Source organism: Achromobacter aegrifaciens (genome assembly GCF_902859735.1).
GTDB lineage: Bacteria > Pseudomonadota > Gammaproteobacteria > Burkholderiales > Burkholderiaceae_B > Achromobacter > Achromobacter aegrifaciens.
The window spans coordinates 121,297-142,135 of sequence record NZ_CADIJY010000005.1 but is presented as its reverse complement, the minus strand read 5'-3'; the positions used below and the strand labels follow the sequence as shown (position 1 = coordinate 142,135).

22 protein-coding genes are annotated in these 20,839 nt (G+C 64.7%); 13 read left to right on the top strand and 9 right to left on the bottom strand.

Going from position 1 to position 20,839, the window contains the following annotated elements; translation table 11 throughout:
- Window positions 1–149: 149 nt before the first annotated feature.
- Genes HV766_RS16715 through HV766_RS16705 form a run of 3 tightly spaced genes read right to left on the bottom strand, consistent with a single transcriptional unit; the run spans window position 150 to window position 2,781 of the window.
- Entirely contained in the window at window positions 150–1,256 is a 1,107-nt protein-coding gene (locus HV766_RS16715) for a DegT/DnrJ/EryC1/StrS family aminotransferase (protein ID WP_175181547.1), read from the bottom strand.
- Entirely contained in the window at window positions 1,253–1,840 is a 588-nt protein-coding gene (gene wbpD / locus HV766_RS16710; protein ID WP_175181546.1) for a UDP-2-acetamido-3-amino-2,3-dideoxy-D-glucuronate N-acetyltransferase, read from the bottom strand. The genes HV766_RS16715 and wbpD overlap by 4 nt, the downstream gene beginning before the upstream one ends.
- Window positions 1,837–2,781 (bottom strand): Gfo/Idh/MocA family oxidoreductase, encoded by a 945-nt coding sequence (locus HV766_RS16705; protein WP_175181545.1) that lies wholly within the window; start codon window positions 2,779–2,781, stop codon window positions 1,837–1,839. The genes wbpD and HV766_RS16705 overlap by 4 nt, the downstream gene beginning before the upstream one ends.
- 1,161 nt (window positions 2,782–3,942) lie before the next feature.
- Between HV766_RS16705 and HV766_RS16700 the strand changes: the two genes are divergently transcribed.
- Both HV766_RS16700 and HV766_RS16695 read left to right on the top strand, forming a co-directional pair.
- Entirely contained in the window at window positions 3,943–4,575 is a 633-nt protein-coding gene (locus HV766_RS16700) for a PIG-L deacetylase family protein (protein ID WP_175181544.1), read from the top strand.
- Window positions 4,560–5,435, top strand: a complete 876-nt coding sequence (locus HV766_RS16695; protein ID WP_175181543.1) for an LpxD N-terminal domain-containing protein — start codon at window positions 4,560–4,562, stop codon at window positions 5,433–5,435. The genes HV766_RS16700 and HV766_RS16695 overlap by 16 nt, the downstream gene beginning before the upstream one ends.
- On the opposite strand, the gene HV766_RS16690 is transcribed toward HV766_RS16695, so the two are convergent.
- Both HV766_RS16690 and HV766_RS16685 read right to left on the bottom strand, forming a co-directional pair.
- Entirely contained in the window at window positions 5,423–6,532 is a 1,110-nt protein-coding gene (locus HV766_RS16690; RefSeq protein WP_175181542.1) for a hypothetical protein, read from the bottom strand. The genes HV766_RS16695 and HV766_RS16690 overlap by 13 nt on opposite strands.
- A 98-nt stretch (window positions 6,533–6,630) precedes the next feature.
- A complete protein-coding gene (locus HV766_RS16685; RefSeq protein ID WP_175181541.1) occupies window positions 6,631–7,467 on the bottom strand; it encodes a hypothetical protein in 837 nt (278 codons plus the stop codon).
- 205 nt (window positions 7,468–7,672) lie between these two features.
- Between HV766_RS16685 and waaC the strand changes: the two genes are divergently transcribed.
- Window positions 7,673–8,713 carry a lipopolysaccharide heptosyltransferase I gene (waaC, locus tag HV766_RS16680; RefSeq protein ID WP_175181540.1) on the top strand — a complete coding sequence of 347 codons (1,041 nt, stop codon included), beginning with the start codon at window positions 7,673–7,675 and terminating at the stop codon, window positions 8,711–8,713.
- A gap of 1 nt (window position 8,714) precedes the next feature.
- Window positions 8,715–10,016: a 3-deoxy-D-manno-octulosonic acid transferase gene (locus tag HV766_RS16675; RefSeq protein WP_175181539.1), complete on the top strand. Its 1,302-nt coding sequence runs from the start codon at window positions 8,715–8,717 to the stop codon at window positions 10,014–10,016.
- 36 nt (window positions 10,017–10,052) lie between these two features.
- Here the strand turns inward: HV766_RS16675 and HV766_RS16670 are convergent, their stop codons facing one another.
- Genes HV766_RS16670 through HV766_RS16660 form a run of 3 tightly spaced genes read right to left on the bottom strand, consistent with a single transcriptional unit; the run spans window position 10,053 to window position 11,894 of the window.
- Window positions 10,053–10,226 (bottom strand): hypothetical protein, encoded by a 174-nt coding sequence (locus HV766_RS16670; protein WP_175181538.1) that lies wholly within the window; start codon window positions 10,224–10,226, stop codon window positions 10,053–10,055.
- 16 nt (window positions 10,227–10,242) lie between these two features.
- Entirely contained in the window at window positions 10,243–11,049 is an 807-nt protein-coding gene (locus HV766_RS16665) for a type III pantothenate kinase (protein WP_054457085.1), read from the bottom strand.
- Window positions 11,046–11,894: a biotin--[acetyl-CoA-carboxylase] ligase gene (locus HV766_RS16660; protein ID WP_054457083.1), complete on the bottom strand. Its 849-nt coding sequence runs from the start codon at window positions 11,892–11,894 to the stop codon at window positions 11,046–11,048. The genes HV766_RS16665 and HV766_RS16660 overlap by 4 nt, the downstream gene beginning before the upstream one ends.
- Window positions 11,895–11,987: 93 nt before the next feature.
- Between HV766_RS16660 and HV766_RS16655 the strand changes: the two genes are divergently transcribed.
- From HV766_RS16655 to HV766_RS16635, 5 genes are read left to right on the top strand one after another with little or no spacing between them, the layout of a single operon-like run.
- Window positions 11,988–13,121: an MlaE family ABC transporter permease gene (locus HV766_RS16655; RefSeq protein WP_054457082.1), complete on the top strand. Its 1,134-nt coding sequence runs from the start codon at window positions 11,988–11,990 to the stop codon at window positions 13,119–13,121.
- On the top strand, window positions 13,121–13,960 hold the full coding sequence (locus HV766_RS16650) for an ABC transporter ATP-binding protein (protein ID WP_175181537.1): 840 nt from the start codon (window positions 13,121–13,123) through the stop codon (window positions 13,958–13,960). Before HV766_RS16655 ends, HV766_RS16650 begins: the two co-directional genes overlap by 1 nt.
- Entirely contained in the window at window positions 13,947–14,903 is a 957-nt protein-coding gene (locus HV766_RS16645; RefSeq protein ID WP_175159965.1) for an MlaD family protein, read from the top strand. Before HV766_RS16650 ends, HV766_RS16645 begins: the two co-directional genes overlap by 14 nt.
- Window positions 14,903–15,502, top strand: coding sequence for an ABC-type transport auxiliary lipoprotein family protein (locus tag HV766_RS16640; protein ID WP_054457293.1), 600 nt, complete (start codon window positions 14,903–14,905; stop codon window positions 15,500–15,502). The genes HV766_RS16645 and HV766_RS16640 overlap by 1 nt, the downstream gene beginning before the upstream one ends.
- A 33-nt stretch (window positions 15,503–15,535) precedes the next feature.
- Window positions 15,536–16,189 (top strand): alpha/beta hydrolase, encoded by a 654-nt coding sequence (locus HV766_RS16635; RefSeq protein WP_175181536.1) that lies wholly within the window; start codon window positions 15,536–15,538, stop codon window positions 16,187–16,189.
- A gap of 33 nt (window positions 16,190–16,222) precedes the next feature.
- Here HV766_RS16635 and HV766_RS16630 read toward each other — a convergent pair whose 3' ends face one another.
- The gene (locus HV766_RS16630; RefSeq protein WP_125471172.1) at window positions 16,223–16,864 is read right to left on the bottom strand and encodes an HD domain-containing protein; all 642 of its coding nucleotides are present in this window, start codon (window positions 16,862–16,864) and stop codon (window positions 16,223–16,225) included.
- Between the two features lie 132 nt (window positions 16,865–16,996).
- On the opposite strand from HV766_RS16630, the gene HV766_RS16625 reads away from it, so the two are divergent.
- From HV766_RS16625 to HV766_RS16610, 4 genes are all read left to right on the top strand, one after another.
- Window positions 16,997–17,962, top strand: a complete 966-nt coding sequence (locus HV766_RS16625; RefSeq protein ID WP_175159963.1) for a GlxA family transcriptional regulator — start codon at window positions 16,997–16,999, stop codon at window positions 17,960–17,962.
- Between the two features lie 155 nt (window positions 17,963–18,117).
- Entirely contained in the window at window positions 18,118–19,383 is a 1,266-nt protein-coding gene (locus tag HV766_RS16620) for a D-alanyl-D-alanine carboxypeptidase family protein (protein WP_175181535.1), read from the top strand.
- A gap of 129 nt (window positions 19,384–19,512) precedes the next feature.
- Window positions 19,513–20,379 (top strand): D-amino acid aminotransferase, encoded by an 867-nt coding sequence (locus HV766_RS16615; protein WP_054457068.1) that lies wholly within the window; start codon window positions 19,513–19,515, stop codon window positions 20,377–20,379.
- Window positions 20,380–20,547: 168 nt separating this feature from the next.
- Complete coding sequence (locus HV766_RS16610) at window positions 20,548–20,823, top strand: YbeD family protein (RefSeq protein ID WP_054457066.1); 276 nt, start codon at window positions 20,548–20,550, stop codon at window positions 20,821–20,823.
- Window positions 20,824–20,839: the final 16 nt, after the last annotated feature.

The following is a 20,839-nucleotide window of genomic DNA, read 5'->3' as shown; positions in this document are numbered from 1 at the left end:
TACCTGGCCAGGTTCGACTCCCAAATGGGTGTATCTCCCTTCACAATAAAGTCTGGCGACTCAACTGAGTGGGCCAAGCCCGGATATTGATACTGGGCATGTGGAGGGAGACATGGTCCAGGGCTGCCGTTAGCGATGCCAGCGGGGCATCAGCGGCTGGCGCTACGTTCTATGCCTTGGGCGACTGCCTGAACGATTTGTTGCTGGACATCCGGCTCCAGGTACGGGTGCATGGGCAAGCTCATGACCTGTTCTGCAAGCTGATCCCCGATCGGCAGGTTGGCCGAGTCGTCACGCACGGCAGGCTGCTTGTTCAACGGGATTGGATAGTGCACGGCCGTCGGGATGCCCTGGGCTTTCAGGTGCTCCTGTAGCGCGGCGCGGTTCGGCACCAGGATCGTGTACTGCGCCCATGCGCTGACGTTGCCATCGGCCACGAAAGGCGTCTGCGTGATGCCCGCGGCGTGGAACGCGGCAGTGTAGCGGGTTGCAACCTGGTCGCGCAGGGCCAGTTCTTCGTCGAGAATTTCCAGCTTCGGAAGCAGAACGGCCGCCTGCAGAGTGTCGAGTCGACTGTTCACTCCGATGCGGACATGGTGATAGCGGCGGTCCTGGCCGTGACGGGCGATCTGGCGGATAACGCGGGCCAACTCGGGGTCATTGGTGAAGATTGCGCCGCCATCGCCGTAGCAGCCCAAAGGCTTGCTCGGGAAAAAGCTGGTGCACGAAATTGCGCTCAGATTGCAGGATTTGCGGCCTTTGTAGGTCGCGCCATAGCTCTGGGCGGCATCTTCGATCACCGGGATGCCGTGGCGCTCGGCGATGGCGTTGATTGCGTCGAGATCGGCGCATTGTCCATAGAGCGAAACCGGAATGATGGCCTTGGTCTTGGGGGTGATCGCCGCTTCGAGCTTCGCGGGGTCGAGGTTGCACGTGTGCGGGTCGACGTCCACGTAAACAGGCTTGGCGCCCAGCAGCGCGACGGTCTCGGCGGTCGCGATGTAGTTAAAGCCGGGTGTGATGACTTCGTCGCCAGGCCCGATGCCCAACGCCATTTGCACGATTTGCAGTGCGTCCGTGCCGTTTGCGCAGCTGATGCAGAATTCGGCGCCGACGTAGGCTGCCAACTTTTGTTCAAGTTCAGCGACTTCGGGGCCGAGAATGAACTGGCCGTGCGCCAGTACGCGCTGGATGCCCGCGTCGATCTTGTCTTTAATGCGGCCCTGTTGAGCCTTGAGGTCAACGAAATCGATCATGAGTTGGTTTCCGTTTTGGTCAAAACGCCGTCGTTGAGCACATATCGGGCATTGGTATGGGGGCACAGCGTTTCACCATTGCCCTGCAGCGGCAGGTCGAGTTGCTCGCCGAATTCGCTCATCCAGCCGATCTGTCGGGCCGGTACGCCCACCATGAGCGCGTAGTCGGGGACGTCCCGATTGACGACGGCGCCGGCGCCGACGAATGCGAAGGCGCCCACGGTGACGCCGCAAACCACGGTGCAGTTGGCGCCCAGGGTGGCGCCGCGCTTGACGAGCGTGTCACGGTATTGATCCTTGCGCTCGATAAGGGATCGCGGGTTGTACACGTTCGTGAAGACCATGCTCGGCCCACAGAAAACGCCATCTTCAAGCACGACGTTGTCGTAGACGGAGACATTGTTCTGCACCTTGCAGTCATTTCCGATAACGACCTTGTTGCCCACGAAGACGTTCTGCCCCAACGATACGCCCGTGCCGATGCGCGCGCCGCCGCATACGTGCACGAAGTGCCAGACGCGCGAACCGTCGCCGATTTGAGCGCCTTCGTCGACGATGGCGCTGGGGTGCTGGTAGTGGCTCATTTCTTCAGGAACGGGTGATAGTCGCCCGTGCGCGGCGCGAGCGGTGCTTGGCGAATCGCTGCAACGGTGCTGATTGCCACGCGGTTCTCTTCGAGTCCGAAGCCACGGCCCGCCAGGATTTCCTGGTAGCTGCGCGTGTGCAGGTCGGTGAAACCGCCGGAGAATTCGATCTCGTCGCCGTCAACGGTGATGGAGCGGAAGGTGCGTTGGCCTGCGTTGCGCTGTGTTTCGGGGACGTCGGCGAAGTCGACCGACAGGAACCAGCGGACACGAGCGTGTTCGTATTCGAGATAGCCTGCGGCCTTGGTGTCATCCGACAGGTGCACGACGTTATTTTGCAACGCTCCAAAAATAAAATGGAGCATGTCGAAGAAATGCACGCCGATGTTGGTTGCGATGCCACCAGATTTTTTCAAATCTCCCTTCCAGGACTGCAAGTACCAATGGCCACGCGACGTGATATACGTTAGATCGACCTCATGCTTGGTGGCCTTTTTTTCCTTTTGCACTTTTTCGCGCAAGGCGACAATTGCGGGGTGAACGCGCAGTTGAAGAATGGTGTTTACCTTGCGGCCGGTATCGCGCTCGATATCCTGCAGGCCATCAATGTTCCAGGGATTCAAGACGAGCGGCTTTTCGCAGATGGCGTCGGCGCCAGAGCGTAGCGCAAACCGCATATGCGAATCGTGAAGATAATTCGGCGAACAAATAGAGACATAATCTACGCGCTTGGAATCGCCGGCGCGATGCAGTTTGTCCAGATGGCGATCGAATCGTTCGAATTCTGTAAAGAAGTCGGCATTCGGAAAATGGCTGTCAATAATGCCTACGGAGTCATTGGGGTCCAACGCGGCGACCAAGTCGTTACCGGTTTCCTTGATGGCAATCATGTGGCGCGGTGCAATGTATCCGGCGGCGCCGATGAGGGCAAAATTCTTCATAGGGTTGAATATCTAGCGGTAGATTGATAGGCCATGGACAAAGCGAAAGCGGCAGGACCAACTATGCCCTGTTGTCCGGATTCACATGAAAGCATATGTACTGCCACCGGGTTATGGTGGGGTATTTGCAACATCGCCCCGTGCCGGCTCGCCAAGCGTCGACGACAGGCCTTGGATCGGTAGCCGCAGCCGAGCGCGCTGCAATGGCAACGCAGGAAGGCGAAACGCCTAGCGTCAGCTTGAGGATAGAGGAGGGGCGACAGCCCGCCTGGATGCCAGTTCACGTGTCGCCCCAGCTGTCCACCTGGGCTGCGTTCTTCATTTTGGTGGCTGTAGAGCGAAAGAGTAGGCAAGCACGGAGCAATGGCGCGCATCGCTGGCAGACCATGTGTGTGGTCGGTGCTTACGACATTCGCGGGAACCGTGCGGGAAGGTCCAGAGGACTATACTATAGCCGCTCGGGTTCTGCCACAGGGATAAGCAATGGGCAGCTGGATTTAGTGGCGCGGTCTGCCCGTAGGAATCAACTCGTTGCGGCCGGCGTGAACATCGGCCGGTATCCCGATTTTGCATTTTGCTGCCGAAAACTACATGCGGGATAAATTTTGCGGCGCACAATCTGTCACCGTTTAACGTATCCGCGTAGACCCGATCGCCACGGGCGTGGCCGTAGGCGGCGCACGGCATCCGCTCGTACATGTGTCCACGAGCCCGGTTCTCTTTTCCTTCAAGACAGCGTCAAGACGAAGCTGTCGCGCCACGTGTACTCCTGGAAACCGAAAACGCACGTCGGCGAAGATGTGTGAATCTGCGAGCCCAGGGCAGAAGTTGCGAGAATTGCGACCGTTTTGGGTGTGGTATTACGTCTTGAATTTCCTTTTTAATCAGTGATACTTCTGGTCGCCGGCTTCTGCGCCATGCATGCCTTGCTCTTCATGCTGCAGTCAAGGCCGCCTGAGGGTACGCTCTGGCCTGGCGTCGGTCTGGCTGCGTTGGGAATGCTGCTGAACGATGCGGGTTTCCATGTTTTGGCATAATTCCGGGTTGAATGCCGGGCCTGCTAGGCCGGCGTACGCGGCAGCCCTACGGTAGGGCAAGCCGAACAGGAGTGGGCGAGGTGCGGTCCAGCCGAGCACAATGACCTGCTCCAGGAGAATAGGTTTGAAGAAGAAAAAGTATCTGATCTTGGGTCCCCACACGGACGATGGCGAATGGGGCTGCGGCGCGTCGATGGCGAAATGGGCGGAGCAAGGGCACGAAGTGCACTATGCGGCGTTTTCCGCTGCCGAGGAATCCGTACCCGCAGGCCTGCCGCAGGACATCCTGCGCACCGAAATCGTGGATGCGGCGAAAGAAATCAACCTGCCGGCCTCACAATTGCAGGTGTTCCAGTTCCGCGTGCGGTATTTCCCGCGTGACCGCCAGGAAATCCTGGAAGCAATGGTCCGCCTTCGCAAGGAGATCGATCCCGATGTGGTGGTGGGCCCGAATTCCTACGACACGCACCAGGACCACGAAGTCATCAATCGTGAAGCGTTCAGGGCATTCAAGCGCGCAACGATTCTGGGTTACGAAATTCCCTGGAATAATCGTCGAACGGATTTGACGTTTTTCCACGGAGTGGAAGAGAAGCATCTGCAATGCAAGATCCGCGCACTGGCTGCGTATAAGTCACAGGCATTCCGTGCGCCGAACTACGATGAATTGATCCACAGTCTAGCTGTACAGCGTGGTTGCCAGGTCGGCATGCGCTATGCGGAAGCTTTCGAGGTGATTCGATGGGTAGAGCAATAAGCAAGCCGGTTTCGGCCAATGACGTCGCCCGATATCTGGGGTTGCCGGCCTTGGCGAGCGATGTCGAGATTACGTCGATCGCGGCGGTCGACGAAGCGGTCGCGGGAGCGCTGAGCTTCGCGAAATCGGGTCCTTGGGCGGAAAAGGCGCCGGACGGAGCCGTGGTGATCGTCTCCCCGGAGCACGCCGCTTTGGTGAGAGGCCACGCGCTGGTGTCGCCGACTCCCAGGCTGGATTTCGCGCGGGCATTGGCTTATATCGAAGAGACGGCGGGCTATGTCTGGTCCCAGGCCGAACCCGACATTCATCCAACTGCCTCCATCGGGCAGAACGTGGTGCTTGGCAAGGGGGTGGTGGTTGGACCGGGTGCGCGGATCTTGCACAACGTTGTGATCCAGGATGAAGTCACCATCGGCGCACGCAGCATCATCAAGTCCTGCGCGGTCGTTGGTGAGGATGGCTTTGGATTCGAACGTGATGTGGATGGCAAGGCGCTGCGGCTCCCCCATTTGGGCCGAGTGATCATCGAAGACGATGTAGAGATCGGCTCGTTGACTACCGTTTGCCGTGGAACGCTGGGCGATACGCTGATCCGGCGCGGCGCAAAGATTGACGATCACGTGCATATCGCGCATAACGTCGAGGTGGGCGAGGATGCGTTCGTCATCGCGTGCGCGGAGATCAGCGGCGGCGTACGCATTGGCGCCCAGGCTTGGGTCGCGCCGAATGCATCGGTACTAAATCAGCTGAAAATCGGCGAGAAGGCCATTGTTGGCCTTGGCGCTGTGGTTGTGCGCAATGTCGATGACAAGAGCATCGTGGCGGGCAACCCCGCCAAGCACATTCGTCACGTGGAGTAGCCGGCATCCCGGCGCCGCAGGTTCCCATAGGCGCCGATTGCAATAGGCAGCAACTGATAGGTGTAGTACTTGGCGAAGAGCATAAGCAGTATGCTCGCCACAAGCAGCGCCGCCGTTACGAGGAACACGGGCGTACGGACCCAGTTGCGGTAAGTGAGCATGATGCTGGCGCTGGCGAACGTCAGCAACAGTGCCAACGTGACGATGCCTGCCAAGCCCATGTCGACCCAGGCGGAAAGAATGTTGTGGGCGTAGTTGCCGGGCAGGTAGCTGCCGTATTCACCCAGGAATGGCGCCAGGCTGATCGACAGCCAGGCATCAGTGGTTAGCGCGGCCCGGGCGATGCTGGACGCGTCTTCGCTAACATCGGACAGGCCCAGGATACGGCTGCCCGGCAGCGTGCCGAGCATGGCATGGGCCAGCGCGAGAAGCGCGACGATTCCGACGATGCCCAGCGCGACGAACAGCGCTTTTCGTTTGGCCATGCAGAACTCGATGGTGCCGGCGATGAACGCAAAGGCCACGAATTCGGAGCGTGCGCCGACTATGTATAGAGCAATGATCGAGAATACGTAGCCGGCGTACCTGATCAGAACCCGTGCGGGGGGCAGCGCGGCCAGGGTCGCCACGATGTAGGCCAGCGCGACGGCTTGGTAATTCAATTCCTTGTCGGCTCCCGGCGAGATGTAGCCTACGCCGATCAGTTGGCCTCCCTTCGTATTGAGCAGGATGAGAAGTAGAAGACCGACGAAAATGAGTTGCGCGTAGTGCGTCGCAGCCTTATCGCCCCAGGGGAAAAGCAATCCCAGCAGGTACAGCACAACGAACGAGCACCATGTAATCGCATTGGGCCTCAGGATATCGGGCGTGACATTGGTATACACGCCTACGGCGAGGCTCATGCCGAAAAGCAACATGAACAGGACGAACAGCCATTCCACCAAGTCCGGTGGGATATGCGAGTGTGGTTTGACAGAGGCGGCAAGCAGCAACAGTGGCAAGCTGATTGCCATCCCGGCTGAAAAGTACCCACCCAGGTATGGGTGGATTACCCCCTTTTGCACGAAAATTTGGTAGGCGATGTAGACCGGAAACATGATGCAAAATGCACCAAACGCCAACCACCCCGCCGTCCTGTTCGGATGACGACGATCAGTTGACATAGTTGCACACGGCATCACTTTGAACCGATGCGTTATTCGCGATTCAGGAGATTGCTCACGGGATGGCGGGTACGAATCAAGGTTTGAATCAGCGCCAATAGGAAGGCGATGATAAAACCGACGATGGCGCCTATTGCACCGCTGACGATCAAGCTGCCGCCCAGAGGCGTCGTGACCGAAATCGGCGTCTCCAGCTTTGTGTTGAAGGTGCGGATCGGATTGATTTGATCCTGCAGCGACTCGATCAAGAGGCGCAAGCGGTCAGAATCGGCTTGGGTGGCGCGCAGCAGATACGACACCACCAGCGAATCCATCACGGCCGTCGCAGGAGCAATTTGCCCCGATTGGAGCGCCGTAACGACCATGTCTCGTTCGCTGAGGTTTTCCGCCAACTGTTTTTCCGCAGCTGCGAGCTTGCGCTTGCGCAGCTCGACTTCGTCGTGGAAGACTGCCTCGGTCTGTTGCTGCACCGTGGCAATCGCGACCTCCACGATGCGCTTGGCTTCGTCCGGAAAATATGCATTTACCCGCAACAGGACGAGACTCGGGGTGCCTTGAGCGAGCGCGGTGAACGTGCGCGACGCCAGCAGGGCTTTCGGGTCGCGCAAATCGCTCGGCATGCCGGCTTTCTCGAGGGTATCGTGCAGGAAGCTGGGTTGCTGCGAAATCGATCCGATCGTCGCCCCATCTGTAAGGAGGGTCCCGCTGATCTGCCCGAGCCTAATGAGTCCGCTGGCCGTCCAAAGCGGGGTGCGCTTGGGCATGGTGACGCCGATGATGGTTCCCAAAATAATGGCCAAAACCAGCAATTTCCTATAGGAGAGCAGCAGGCCGACAATATTCGGGAAATCGCCAGATTTGGATTGCATTTCGGTCGAACTCAATGATGAGACTGTGATTGTATGTCAACCGGTCAATATGGCGGGCAAGTCTGCGCCTCACTGTATGTGGAATTGTGACCGTCCCGCCGTGATGTGTTGTAGGGATCATAGCGCCTGGTTTCGGCCGCGAACCCGGGAGAAGGAAGGCGTTGTGTTGTACATTCGCGTTTCTGACTGAACCGTCTTTGCTTTGATGCCAACACGCATTCTCATCGTTCGCACATCGTCCCTCGGCGATCTGGTGCACATGCTGCCTGCTATATCTGATATCGCCCGATATATGCCGGACGCCGAAATCGACTGGGTGGCGGAAGAAGCATTCGCCGAGATCCCCAGTTGGCACCCGGCGGTCAATGAGGTGATCAAGGTGGCGCATCGCCGCTGGCGCAAGGCATGGTGGTCGAGCCAGGTCAGGGCAGAGCGTCACGCGCTAAAGGAACGCCTGCGGTCCAAGCAGTACGACATCGTGCTCGACATGCAGGCCTTGCTGAAATCCGCCTGGCTGGTGCGCCAGACCCGTGGCGTACGGCACGGGCTGGACTGGCGCTCGGCGCGCGAGCCGTTGGCGTCGCTGTTCTACAACGTGCGGCACAGGGTGGAATTCTGGCAGCCGGCGGTGATCCGCCAGCGCAAGCTGGCCGCCCTGACGTTCGGCTACCAATACGCCGGTGCGCCCGATTTCGGTCTGCAGGCTTTTGCGCGGCAGGCGACGCAGCCTGCGGCGGACCCGGTGCTGGAAGTCGGCAGCGAGGGTATGAACGTCGGCGAACTGCCGCGCTTGCACCATCTGGATACGGACCGCGGCTACGCCGTGATCATGCCGTCGGCCAGCCGCGACGACAAACTCTGGCCGGAAGAAGACTGGCGCGTCGTGTTCCGCCGCCTGCGCGAGGCCGGCTGCACCCTGAAATTGTTGGCGGGGAACGAGCAGGAGGCCGAGCGGGCCCGCTTGCTGATCGCCGGGATGGATGGGGCTGAGGTGATGCCCCGCATGGACCTGACGGCGGTGGCGCGTTTGCTGGCTGGGTCGCGCCTGATGGTGGGGTTGGACAGCGGTCTGACCCACCTGTCGGCCGCCCTGGGCCGGCCCACCATCGGCATTTACCGTGCGTCCACGCCGGTGCGCACGCCGCTGGTCGGTTCCAGCTACACCGCCAGCCTGGGCGACCGCGGGGCTTCGCCGTCGCGCGAGGCCGTGATGGCGGCGGTGGAGCAGGCCTTGGCCGCCCAGTGACATGAATCGCGGCGTTTACTCGCTGGCGCTCAGGGCTCTATCACCGCTGGTCTGGCTCTGGATGGGCCACCGCGCCCGGCGCGCGGGCGGACAATGGGAAATCTTCTCTTCTGAACGCTTCGGCCACGCCGCGCCTGCCACGGCTACAGCCGCTGCCGCGTCCTGGACCGCACCGGTCTGGGTGCATGCCGTCAGCCTGGGCGAGACGCGCGCCGCACAGCCTCTGCTGCAAGCCTTGCTGGACCGCAGCCTGCCGGTGTTGCTGACGCACATGACAGCCACCGGCCGGGCCGAGGGCGCACGCCAGTACGCGGATGCGATCGCCCGCGGCCAGTTGCGCCAGGCATGGCTGCCTTATGACTTTCCCGGCGCGACCCGCCGTTTCATGGCGGCGTATCGGCCGCGTTGCGGCCTGCTCATCGAACGCGAGATCTGGCCGAACCTGCTGGCGGCCGCGCGCGGCGCCGGCGTGCCCATGGCGTTGGTGAGCGCCCGGTTTTCGGCCTCGTCGCTGCGCCAGGCGGGCAGGATGGGCGGCGTGATGCGTGAAGCGCTGGGCGGGCTTGATTCGGTGCTGGCGCAGACCGCGGAGGACGCGGACCGGCTGGTGCAGGCTGGGGCGCCGCAGCCCGTCGTGACGGGCAATCTGAAATTCGATCTGGTCTTGCCGGCGCCGCAGGTTGCCGCGGGGCAAGCCTGGCGCGAACAGCTGGGCCGACGTGTGGTGGCGGTGGCCAGCACGCGGGAGGGCGAGGATAGCGGTTTCATCGAGGCCATCAAGCGTCACGCCGCGATGCCGGGCGCGCCCTTGTTCCTGTTGATTCCGCGTCATCCGCAGCGCTTTGACGAGGCTGCGCGTCTGTTGTCGGAGGCCGGGCTGCCGTATGTCCGGCGTTCCGAAGGCGTAGCGCCGGGGCCGGGTACGGCGGTGCTGCTGGGCGACACGTTGGGCGAGATGGCGTTCCACTATGCCGCTTCGGATGTGGCGATCGTGGCGGGCAGTTTCGCGCCGCTGGGCGGGCAGAATCTGATCGAGGCCTGTGCGGCGGGCGTGCCGGTCATCGTCGGTCCGCACACCTTCAATTTCAAGCAGGCGGCGGAAGACGCCATCGCGGCGGGCGCGGTGCTGCGCGCGGCCGACGCCGGCCAGGCGGTGGAAGCGGCCATGGCATTGCTGACGGACGAACCGCGCCGCCAGCGCACGGCTGAGGCGGCGCTGGCATGGTTTCGCATGCATTCGGGAGCCACGGGGCGCACGCTGGACGCGCTGGCGCCTTGGTTGGAGGCAGAAAAGGGGGGGTAGCGCCCGGGTTCCCCGGCGTGTGCGCCGGCTGGGGCTTCAGGGGGCGGCAGCCGCGGTCTTGGGAACCAGGGTCACCGCGCCCGGATTCAGTTCCTGATTGAAGCGGCGCGGGTCGCGGCCTTCGTCCTCGGGACGCACGCCCAGCCAGCCCTGGCCCAGCGCATAAACCCCCAGATTCGCCAGCAGGATGAGGATGAAGAGCACGCGCATGGCCGGGGTCTCCCGTTCAGGCTTGGTCGTCCAGGGTGGCGCGGGCGACCGCGGCCAGGCCGTCCAGGACGGGGTGATCCAGATAGATGGGCACGGGGGCCGCACCTTCGGTGCCGCCCGCGTCCGCCAGCAGGCGTTCGATTTCCTGATGCACTTCGGGCCAACCGCCGCCCGCCGCGTAGATCTGCGGCGTCTGGCCGTAGCGCTGGCGTCCCGCCAGCCATTGGCGCACGACGGCGCCGGCCTGCGCGGCGGCGATGCCGGAGGCGATGGCTTCGTGCGTGTCCGTGGGATAGGCCACGACCTGGCCGTTGGCGATGGGCAGGTTGGCGGTGCCGTGGGCCAGGGCGCTGCGCATCATGGCCGGGCCTGGCAGGATCAGGCCGCCGGCAAAGACGTTGTCGGGGCCGACGGTGTCGATGGTGGTGGCGGTGCCGAAGCTGGCCAGCACGAAGGGCGGGTGCGCGCCAGGCAGGCGCGACAGCACGCCCAGCAGTGAGGCCCAGCGGTCGGCGCCCAGCTGCGTGGGCGTCTTGTAGCTGTTGACCAACCCCAGCGTGGTTGCTTGCGACGGCGACCAGGTCACCGTGCAGCCATGTTTTTGCAGGATGGCGGCGATGGCCGCGCCGCGGGCCTCGCCGGCGACGTTCACGCCCAGCGCGCGCAAGGGGCGGCGCGGCAAGGCGGACAGCCAGCGGTCCAGGGCGTCCAGGTCCAGCCCGTCGAAGGCGACCGCCGCGGGTTCGCGCGGCGTGTCGGGGTTGCTGGCGTCCAGCCAACCCACCTTGAGACGGCTGTTGCCGGAGTCGATGAGAATAATCATGCTTGGCGTCGAATCGAGATTTCACCGACCAGGATCGGTTGGGTGCCCTCGGGGGTTTGCACCAGCAGGCGGCCTTGTTCGTCCACGCCGCAGGCGGTGCCGCCTAGAAGGATAGCGCCCTTGTCCAGCACGTTGACCTTGCGGCCGGCCAAAGCGTCCACCTGGTCGAAACGCGGCCTGAAGGCGCCAAAGCCTTCGCGCTCCAGGGTCTGGACCGCTTCCAGCCAGGCCATGGCGCTGGCGCAGACCAGGTCGGCGGCGGAGGCCTGGCGGGCGGCGACTGCCTGCACCTGGCTCCAGTCGGCGACTTCGCGTTCCAGCGCCAGCGACAGCCGGGCGGCGTCGGTCAGGTTCACGCCCATGCCGATGACGACCGTATGGCCGGCCTCGCTGCCGCCGGGGTTGCGGGTGGTCTCGACCAGTACGCCTGCCAGCTTGGCGTCGTGCCACTGCACGTCGTTGGGCCACTTCATGCACAGCCCGGCGGCTTGCGGGCCGGCGACGGTGCGCAGAGCTTCGCAGGCGGCGATGCCGGCTAGCGGCGACAGGGCGGGCAGTTGCGCGGGCGGCAGGTGCACGTCGAAGGCACAGGAGAACATCAGCGTGGAGCCCGTGCGGTTCTGCCACGGACGGCCGGCGCGGCCGCGGCCGGTTTCCTGCAGGTGCGTGCCCAGCAGCCAGGGTTTGCCGCCGCTGCCTGCGCGAGCGCGGGCCAGGAGGTCGGCATTGGTCGATCCGGTGCTACCGATCCAGGAGATGTCCTGGAAGGCGGGCAGGCGCGTGCTGAGCGTGCGGGCCAGGGTTTCCGGCGCGGGCAGGTCGATGGGGCTGGCTTGAGCGGACATGGCGGCGATTGTAGGGCACGCGGCCCGCGCTCGCGGTCTGCCGGCGCCAGCGTTTATGATTGGCGATACATTTTGCATCGGTATTCTGTCTTCATGCCGCATTCCGCTTCGTCCGCACCTGCCGCCGCCGCGCCCTTCCGTTTCGAAGGAGGCGTGTGCCATGTGGCCGGCGACTGGAGCGTGCTGGCGCTGGCAGAGCCTGGAGAGGTCCAACGCCGCCGCGAGGCGCTGGCCTGCGCCACCGATGGCGGCGCGCGCTGGGACCTGCACGGCATCGGCCGGCTGGACACGATAGGCGCGCTGCTGATCTGGGAAGCCTGGGGCCACAAGCTGCCCGAGCGCGTGCGCTGGTCCGCCGGCCAGCAGGACGTTTTCAACGCGCTGGCCCTGAACAAGGGCGAGACCCCGGCCGCCGCGCCCAAGCGCGACCCATTGAGCTGGCTGCGTGCGATGGGCGAGGCGATCTTCCAGGCTATCGACAATGGCCGCGCCTTGCTCATCATGCTGGGGCAACTGGTCCTGGACCTGGGCGGCATGCTGCTGCGCCCGCGGCTGGGGCCGTGGCGCGAAATTTCGGCGCAGGTGTACCGCACCGGCGCTCAGGCGCTGGGCATCACGGCGCTGGTCGGGTTCCTGATCGGCGTGGTGCTGTCCTACCTGTCGGCGCAGCAGCTACAGATGTTCGGCGCCGACCGTTTCATCGTGCGTCTGCTGGGCGTATCCATCGTGCGCGAACTGGGGCCGGTGCTGGCCGCCATCCTGGTGGCGGGCCGTTCGGGCTCGGCCATCACGGCACAGATCGGCGTGATGCGGGTGACGCAGGAACTCGATGCGATGCTGGTCATGGGCATTTCGCATGGGCAGCGCCTGATCCTGCCGCGGGTGGTGGCGCTGGCTGTGACCATGCCGTTATTGGTGCTGTGGACGGACGCCATGGCGCTGTTGGGCGGCATGCTCGCCGCGCAGATGCAGCTGGGCGTGTCGGCGCAATGGTTCCTGCAGTCGCTGCCGGACGCGATTTCGCTGACCAACTACTGGATCGGCATCCTCAAGGGCGTGACCTTCGGCATGCTGATCGCGCTGATCGCCTGCCATTTCGGGCTGCGCATCCAGCCCAACACGGAAAGCCTGGGTCGCGGCACCACCACATCGGTGGTCACCTCGATTACCGGCGTGATCCTGCTGGACGCGCTGTATGCCGTGATTTTCAGCTCGGTGGGCATCTGATGAACAGCGCCGCCCAGCACAAGCTTTTCACCGACGATGGCGTTACGGTAGAACCCGTCATCACCGTGCGCGGGCTGCGCACGGCGTTTGGCGACCACGTGGTGCACGACAATCTGGACCTGACCGTCTTCCCCGGCGAGATCCTGGTGCTGGTGGGCGGCTCGGGCACGGGCAAGACGGTGCTGCTGCGGCAGATCATCGGGTTGGACCGGCCGGCCGCGGGCACGGTGCGGGTGCTTGGTCATTCGCTGTTCGAACTGACGGCGGCTGAACGCCGGCGGTTGTCCTATCGCTGGGGCATGCTGTTCCAGGCGGGGGCGTTGTTCTCCGCGCTGTCGGTGTTCGACAATGTGGCCTTGCCGCTGCGCGAACTGCGCACCGTGCCGGAAGACCTGGTGCGCGATGTCGTCATGTGCCGGCTGGCGATGGTGGGCCTGTCGGCGCGCGATGCCGACAAGCGGCCGTCGGACCTGTCTGGCGGCATGGTCAAGCGCGTGGCGCTGGCGCGTGCGCTGTCGCTGGATCCGGAATTGCTGTTCCTGGACGAACCCACGGCTGGCCTGGACCCGCTGCGCTCCGACGAGTTCGTGGACCTGGTGCGCAGCCTGCACCGGCAATTGGGATTCACCGTCGTCATGGTGACGCACGACCTGGACACGCTGCTGGCGCTGGCCACGCGCGTCGCCGTGCTGGCGGACAAACGGGTGATCGTGTGCGACACGGTGCCGGAAGTATTGAAGGTCGATCACCCGTTCATTCACACGTTCTTCCTGGGCGAGCGCGGCCTGCGCGCGCTGGGGGATCTGGCGCCGAAGGGATTGCATCATGGAAAACCGTAGTCATGCGCTCATGGCCGGCATCTTCACGCTGGCCTTGCTGGCCGCAGCCGCCTTGGTGGCCATCTGGATCGGACGCGACCGGACTCAGCTGCAGCCATACGAAATCATCTCCGCGACCGCCGTCAGCGGCCTTAACCCGCAGTCCACGGTGCGCTATCAGGGCGTGCCGGTGGGCAAGGTGCAGTCCCTGGCCCTGAACCCGGACAAGCCCGGGCAGGTGCGCATCCGCATCGGCGTGGCGCCCAACACGCCGATCACCGAGTCCACCTGGGCCGAACTGGGCGTGCAGGGCGTGACCGGCATTTCCAACGTGGAGCTGCGCGATGACGGCACCTCGATGAAGCGGCTGGCGTCGTCGGCCGCGCATCCGGCAGCCATTCCGCTGCGCCCCGGTTTTCTCGACCGCATCGAGCAGCGCGGCGGCAAGCTGATCTCCAACGTCGAGGAGGTCACCGAGCAGCTGCGGCGCGTGCTCAGCGAGCAGAACGTGCAGGCGCTCACCGCCAGCCTGCAGAACGCCAACGACATCACCCAGTCGCTCAGGGGGGCCAGCCAGGATCTGGCGCCTACGCTGGCCAAGCTCGGTCCCCTGATCGATTCGCTGGACAAGACCTCGCGCCAGGCCGACCGCGCCGCGCGGGAAGTCGGCGACCTGGCGGCGCAGGCCCGCCAGTCGCTGGCGCGCCTGAACGCGCCGGATGGTCCCCTGTCCGCCGCCACCAGCAGCCTCAACGACATCGCCCTGGCCGCCGCGCGGCTGGATGGCGAGACCCTGCCCGCCATCACCAGCATGGCCACCAACGTCAGCGCGGCCGCGCGCGGCGCCACCGTTACTCTGCGCCGTGTGGACAACACGCCGCAATCGTTCCTGTTCGGCCCGGCGCCCCGCGAGCCCGGGCCCGGCGAGGCCGGTTTTGCAGGCTTCGGGAGATCGCCCAAATGATGAAGATGCGTAGCGCCGTTCTAATCCTGACGCTGGCCCTGGCCGGTTGCGGCATCGGCCGCGTGGCAGCCCCGCCTTCGGTATTCGACCTGGGCCTGGACTCCCGGCCCACGCCGGCCTTGCCCGCGCGCGCGCCGCTTGCGCTGGTCTTCCAGGCCGTGCCCAGCCTGTCCGACACGGGGGTGATCTGGCGCGTGGGAGACAGCGCCGCGCCCAAGGCCTATGCCAGTTACCGCTGGGCCTCGCCGCCGGCGGACCTGGTGCGTCAGCGCCTCACGGAGCGCCTGTCGCGCCAGGGGCCGGTGCTGGACGAGCGCGTCACCCTGCAGACGCCGCAATTGCAGGTGTCGTTGTCCCAGTTCGAACAGGTATTCGCGGCCGACGGCCAGTCCAGCGAAGGCCGCGTGCTGCTGCAGGCGGTCTTGCTCAGCGGCCGCAGCGTGGTGGGCCAGACGCGCATCGAGGCCCGCGCGCCCGCGCCCACGCAGGACGCGCAGGGCGGAGTCGCGGCATTGCGTCAGGCGACGGACGATGCCGCGGACCAATTGGCGCAGTGGCTTGCCACGACGCCCAAGCCCGCCGCCAGGCCGGGCGGTTAAGATCGCTGTTTTTCCCGCATCCTGAGTCACGCCATGTCCGCACGCACTGAAACCCACGCCTTCAACGGAGCCGCCGGCCGCATCGATTGCGCCGTGGACTGGCCGGCGGGTACGCCGCGAGGCTGGGCGCTGGTATTGCATCCGCACCCGCTGCAGGGCGGCGCGCGCGAGAACAAGGTGGTCACGACCCTGTCGCGCGCCTGCGTGCAGCACGGCCTGGTGGCGGTGCGGCCCAATTTCCGCGGCGTTGGGCAGTCCGAAGGCACCTTCGACAAATCCGTGGGCGAAACCCAGGACATGCTGGCGGTCGTGGCGCAGATGCGCGAGCTGCACCCGGAACTGGCCCGGGCGCCGTGGGTACTGGCTGGTTTTTCGTTCGGCACTGCCGTCGCCGCGCAGACCTATGCCGCCCTCGCCGAGCAGGGCGACACGGTACTGCCCTCCGCCCTGATGCTGATGGGCCCCGCCGTGAATCGCTTCCAGTCGCACGAAGTGCAGGTGCCGGACGATACGCTGATGGTGCACGGCGAGGAAGACGAAGTCGTGCCGCTGTCCGAAGCCATGGACTGGGCGCGCCCGCGTTCCATCCCCGTGGTGGTGGTGCCGGGCGCATCGCACTTCTTCCACGGCAAGCTCCTGGTGCTGCGCCAGTTGGTGCAGGCGCGGCTGAAGGTTGCGCTGGACTAAAACCGGGGGCGCCGCTTGCGCGGCGCAGCAGGTTCAGCCCGGCCAGCGCGAGCCGCGGATCACGCTGCAAAAATTGCCGGGCCTGAAGGCCGGTTCCTTGTCGGCGATGACATCGGCCTTGACGTTGCCGAAGGTCGTCTGCGGCTTGTGTTTGATGCCGTCGTAGAACGCCTGGATGATTTCTTCCTTGAAGCCTGGCCCGCGTGGATGCGCAGCGACCACGGCTTCGCGCTGGGTGTCGCTGTAGTCGCCGTAGGTCAGGCCCAGCACGTCCATTTCCACGCCCGCCGTCACCAGCGCGACCACCGGATGCATGAATTCGGGAATGCCGGGCGTCGTGTGCAGCGCAATGGCGGTCCACACCAGATCGATGTCCTGTTGGGCGATGCCGCGGCTGCCAAGGAAATCGCGCGCTGCGTTGGCGCCGTCCACTTCGAAGCGGCAGCAGTCGCTGCTGTGCTGATGCGTCAGGCCCATGTCGTGGAACATGCAGCCGCAATAGAGCAATTCCGGGTCGAACTTCAGTCCGCGCCGCTTGCCGGCAAGCGCGCCGAAGTAGTAGACCCGGCTGGAGTGGTGGAACAGCAGCGGCGTGGCGGTGTCGCGCACCAATTCCGTGATTTCGCGGGCGAGCTTGCTGTCGGGAATCTGAATGCCGTCGATGACAGGGTTCATGGCGGGAGTCCTTGCGTGGGGTGGGGGTTCGATAAATTCTCCCGCCGCACTAGAATGGCTTCAATTGTCGTAATACGCCAGATTCCGCCAAAATATGCGATTTCCCGACGCCTGGGGGCCAGGCGCGATGCCATGACCAAGACGATAGCCATTCTTGCGCTGCCCGGCGTCCAGATGCTGGATGTCTCCGGGCCCCTGGACGTATTCGCCCAGGCCAATGCCGAACTTGGACGCGAGCTATATGCGCTGCGCGTGGTGGGCTATGAGGCCGGGCCCATCCGCTGTTCGTCGGGCGCGCGCCTGCTGCCCGACCTGGCGGTGGGCGATCCGATCGCGCGTCTCGATACCCTGTTGGTCGCCGGCACGCCGCAGGCCGCCAGCGCAATGCTCAGCAGTTCCGCCTTGCGCTGGCTGCGCGTGACGGCCCGGGGCGCCCGGCGCTATGGCTCCGTCTGCACTGGCGCGTTCATGCTGGCCGCAGCCGGCCTGCTGGATGGCCGGCGCGTGACGACCCATTGGAACGCGGCTGCGCAATTGCGCCTGGCCTATCCCAAGGTGACCGTCGAGGAAGACGCCCTGCATGTGCGCGACGGCAAGGTGCGCACTTCCGCCGGCGTCACGGCCGGCCTGGATCTGGCGCTGTCGCTGGTGGAGGAGGATCTGGGCCGGGAGGTGGCCGCCAACGTGGCTGCGCAGTTGGTGATGTTCTTCAAGCGCCCCGGCGGACAACTGCAGTTCAGCCGCAAGGGGCAGGCCGGTCCGGTCGGGCGCTCGGCCCTGCAAGAAGTCCAGCGCTGGGTCGCCGGCAATCCTGGGCTGCCGTTGTCGGTGGACGCGCTGGCCGAGCACGCCGGCCTGAGTCCCCGGCATTTTGCGCGGCTGTTTCATGCCGAGGTCGGCGTCACGCCGGCCGCGTGGGTGGAGATGACGCGCATCGCCGCGGCCCGCGCGCTGCTGGAGGCGGGCGCCGCCACGCCCAAGCAGGCGGCCGCGCAATGCGGCTTTGCCAACGTCGACACCTTGCGTCGCGCCTTCGTCAAGCACGTGGGGGTTTCTCCGGCCGTGTACCGCCGGCATCACGGCGGCGGTACGGATTGATCCGTTGCCACATCCCGAGGCCGGCAGGTTGCATCAAGTTGCATGTTTTAAATGCGCGGGAACCCCGGGCGGGCCGGACGGGTCTGATCGACTGCCTATAATTGTCAGCCACTTGCCCCGCGCCGGCGGGCGTCATTACTGGACCCATGTTGCCGATGAAGAATTTGCCTTACTCCGCTCACTCCCCCGTTGTCTTTACCCGTCGCCTGCTGTCAGGCGCGGTGCTGTCAGCCATGCTGGCGGCTTCGATGCCGGTCTGGGCGCAGCAGGCTCCTGCCGCGGCGCCCGCCGCAGCCGCCGGCGCCGCGGCCCCGGCGCCGAATGCTTCGGCGGTGGTGCCCGTGGGCGACGTCTCGGCCGTGCCGGCCCCCACGATCGCGGCCAAGGCCTGGATCGTGATGGACGTGAACAGCGGCCAGACCCTGGCCGCTTCCAACCCGGACATGAAGGTGGAACCGGCATCGCTCACCAAGATCATGACGGCCTATGTCGTGTTCAACGCGCTGGACGAAAAGCGCCTGACGCTGGAGCAGACCGTGCCGGTGTCCGAGCGCGCCTGGCGCACGGGCGGTTCGCGCATGTTCATCGAACCGCGCAAGCCGGTCACAGTCGACGAACTCAACCAGGGCATGATCGTGCAGTCCGGCAACGACGCCTCCGTGGCCCTGGCCGAGGCCGTGGGCGGCAGCGAGGCTTCGTTCGCTTCGCTGATGAACCAGGAAGCCGAACGCCTGGGCATGCGCAACACGCACTTCATGAACGCCACGGGTCTGCCCGATCCGCAGCACATGACGTCCACGCGCGATCTGGCGATCCTGTCGTCGCACCTGATCACCGATCATCCGGACCACTTCCACTACTACAAGCAGAAGAGCTACACCTACAACAAGATCACCCAGCCCAACCGCAACCGCCTGCTGTGGGCCGACCCGTCGGTGGACGGCATGAAGACCGGCCACACCGATTCGGCCGGCTATTGCCTGGTGTCGACCGCGGTGCGCGGCGACCGCCGCATCCTGGTGGTCGTGGTGGGCACGGACAGCGAAGCCACGCGCGCCGAGGAAAGCCTGAAGCTTCTGAACTGGAGCTTCCAGAACTTCGATACCGTGAAGCTGTTCGACAAGAGCCAGCCCGGCATCGATGCGCGCGTCTGGGAAGGCACGGCTGAAAGCGTCAAGCTGGGCCCGCCCAACCCCGTGTCGATCGCAGTGCCGCGCGGCAAGGCCGGCGATCTGAAGCCGGTGGCGCAGCGCACGGATCCGCTGATCGCCCCGCTGGCCAAGGGCCAGCAGGTCGGCACCCTGCAGTTCACGCTGGACGGCAAGGTGCTGCGCACCGAACCGCTGGTGGTGCAGGACGCGATCGAACGCGCCGGCTTCTTCGGCCGCATGGTCGATACCGTCAAGCGCTGGTTCGAGTAAACCCGCCGCGCCGCGGGCGCTGCCGCGGGTGTAAGCTAGCAACGGGCGTTTCGCATGAAACGCCCGTGCTTTATTCACGGGACGGACCGGACGGTTCGTCCCTCTCCATTTCATATTCAGGAGTGCCTCATGATTCCGGGCGTGCCGGGCGAAAGCCAGGTGTATCTCAACGGTGAGTTTCTGCGTGTGGACGAGGCCAAGGTCTCCGTCCTGGACCGCGGCTTCATTTTCGGCGATGGCATCTACGAAGTCGTCCCCGTGTACCAAGGCAATGCGTTCCGCATGGCCGAACACCTCAACCGCCTGGACCGCAGCCTGGCTGCCTTGCGGATCGCGCAGCCCTTCGACCGCGCGGGCTGGATCGACCTGATCCAGCAATTGCTGGCGCGCACCAACCTTGAAACCTGCATCGTCTACCTGCAGGTGACGCGTGGCGTGGCCAAGCGCGACCACCAGTTCCCCTCGACGCCCGTGGCTCCGACGGTTTTCGGCATGATCTCGGCGTGGGCGCCGCCGCCTGCCGCGCAGCGCGAACGCGGCTTGAGCGCCATCAGCATCCCGGACGAGCGCTGGCTGCATTGCGAGATCAAATCGGTGTCGTTGCTGGGCAACGTGCTGGCCAAGCAGCAGGCCGTCGATGCGCAGGTCGACGAAGTGGTGCAGTTCCGCGACGGCTATCTGACCGAAGGCTCGTCCACCAATATCTGGGTGGTCTCCGGCGGCAAGCTGCTGGCGCCGCCCAAGAACAACCTCATCCTGGAAGGCATCCGCTATGGTCTGATGGGCGAGCTGGCCGCCGAGGCCGGCATCCCGTTCGAGTCGCGCCCGATCTCGCGGCAAGAGGTGGAAGAGGCCGACGAGCTGATGCTGTCCTCGGCCACCAAGGAAGTGCTGGCCATCGTCTCGCTGGACGGCAAGCCGGTGGGCTCGGGCAAGCCCGGCCCTGTTTTTGCGCAATTGCGGGCGGGTTATGATGCCCGCATCGCCGCGCTCTAGGCCGGCGTTACCGGGTGGCTCCCGCGGGGCCGCCCCGGCGGCCTTGCCGGCTGGCGGTTTGCCCCCATATAGACAGGATCTGGCCGCCCCGTGGCAGGCATCCCCGGGTGCAGTATCGAGCCGTGGCCGCGCCCTGGGGGGCACCACCAAACAGGTAATAGGCACATCATGCAACATATCCCGCCCGAAGACTCCCTCATCGAATATCCCAGCGACTTTCCCATCAAGGTCATGGGCAAGCAGCATCCCGAATTCGCGCAGACGCTGACCGAAGTCGTGCTGCAGTTCGATCCCGAGTTCGACGCCGCCACGGTGGAAATGCGGCCCAGCAAGGGCGGCAACTACATGGGCCTGACCTTCACGGTGCGCGCGACCTCGCGCGAGCAGCTGGACGCGCTCTACCGCGCCCTGCACGGTCATCCGATGGTGTCCATCGTCCTCTAGCGCAAGAGCAGGACAG

What these genes read in the sequence shown, in the direction of transcription:
- HV766_RS16715 (WP_175181547.1), bottom strand. Translation starts at nt 1,256, where the DNA reads ATGATCGATTTCGTTGACCTCAAGGCTCAACAGGGCCGCATTAAAGAC.
- wbpD (WP_175181546.1), bottom strand. Translation starts at nt 1,840, where the DNA reads ATGAGCCACTACCAGCACCCCAGCGCCATCGTCGACGAAGGCGCTCAA.
- HV766_RS16705 (WP_175181545.1), bottom strand. Translation starts at nt 2,781, where the DNA reads ATGAAGAATTTTGCCCTCATCGGCGCCGCCGGATACATTGCACCGCGC.
- HV766_RS16695 (WP_175181543.1), top strand. Translation starts at nt 4,560, where the DNA reads ATGGGTAGAGCAATAAGCAAGCCGGTTTCGGCCAATGACGTCGCCCGA.
- HV766_RS16690 (WP_175181542.1), bottom strand. Translation starts at nt 6,532, where the DNA reads ATGTTTCCGGTCTACATCGCCTACCAAATTTTCGTGCAAAAGGGGGTA.
- HV766_RS16685 (WP_175181541.1), bottom strand. Translation starts at nt 7,467, where the DNA reads ATGCAATCCAAATCTGGCGATTTCCCGAATATTGTCGGCCTGCTGCTC.
- waaC (WP_175181540.1), top strand. Translation starts at nt 7,673, where the DNA reads ATGCCAACACGCATTCTCATCGTTCGCACATCGTCCCTCGGCGATCTG.
- HV766_RS16675 (WP_175181539.1), top strand. Translation starts at nt 8,715, where the DNA reads ATGAATCGCGGCGTTTACTCGCTGGCGCTCAGGGCTCTATCACCGCTG.
- HV766_RS16670 (WP_175181538.1), bottom strand. Translation starts at nt 10,226, where the DNA reads ATGCGCGTGCTCTTCATCCTCATCCTGCTGGCGAATCTGGGGGTTTAT.
- HV766_RS16665 (WP_054457085.1), bottom strand. Translation starts at nt 11,049, where the DNA reads ATGATTATTCTCATCGACTCCGGCAACAGCCGTCTCAAGGTGGGTTGG.
- HV766_RS16660 (WP_054457083.1), bottom strand. Translation starts at nt 11,894, where the DNA reads ATGTCCGCTCAAGCCAGCCCCATCGACCTGCCCGCGCCGGAAACCCTG.
- HV766_RS16655 (WP_054457082.1), top strand. Translation starts at nt 11,988, where the DNA reads ATGCCGCATTCCGCTTCGTCCGCACCTGCCGCCGCCGCGCCCTTCCGT.
- HV766_RS16650 (WP_175181537.1), top strand. Translation starts at nt 13,121, where the DNA reads ATGAACAGCGCCGCCCAGCACAAGCTTTTCACCGACGATGGCGTTACG.
- HV766_RS16645 (WP_175159965.1), top strand. Translation starts at nt 13,947, where the DNA reads ATGGAAAACCGTAGTCATGCGCTCATGGCCGGCATCTTCACGCTGGCC.
- HV766_RS16640 (WP_054457293.1), top strand. Translation starts at nt 14,903, where the DNA reads ATGAAGATGCGTAGCGCCGTTCTAATCCTGACGCTGGCCCTGGCCGGT.
- HV766_RS16635 (WP_175181536.1), top strand. Translation starts at nt 15,536, where the DNA reads ATGTCCGCACGCACTGAAACCCACGCCTTCAACGGAGCCGCCGGCCGC.
- HV766_RS16630 (WP_125471172.1), bottom strand. Translation starts at nt 16,864, where the DNA reads ATGAACCCTGTCATCGACGGCATTCAGATTCCCGACAGCAAGCTCGCC.
- HV766_RS16625 (WP_175159963.1), top strand. Translation starts at nt 16,997, where the DNA reads ATGACCAAGACGATAGCCATTCTTGCGCTGCCCGGCGTCCAGATGCTG.
- HV766_RS16620 (WP_175181535.1), top strand. Translation starts at nt 18,118, where the DNA reads ATGAAGAATTTGCCTTACTCCGCTCACTCCCCCGTTGTCTTTACCCGT.
- HV766_RS16615 (WP_054457068.1), top strand. Translation starts at nt 19,513, where the DNA reads ATGATTCCGGGCGTGCCGGGCGAAAGCCAGGTGTATCTCAACGGTGAG.
- HV766_RS16610 (WP_054457066.1), top strand. Translation starts at nt 20,548, where the DNA reads ATGCAACATATCCCGCCCGAAGACTCCCTCATCGAATATCCCAGCGAC.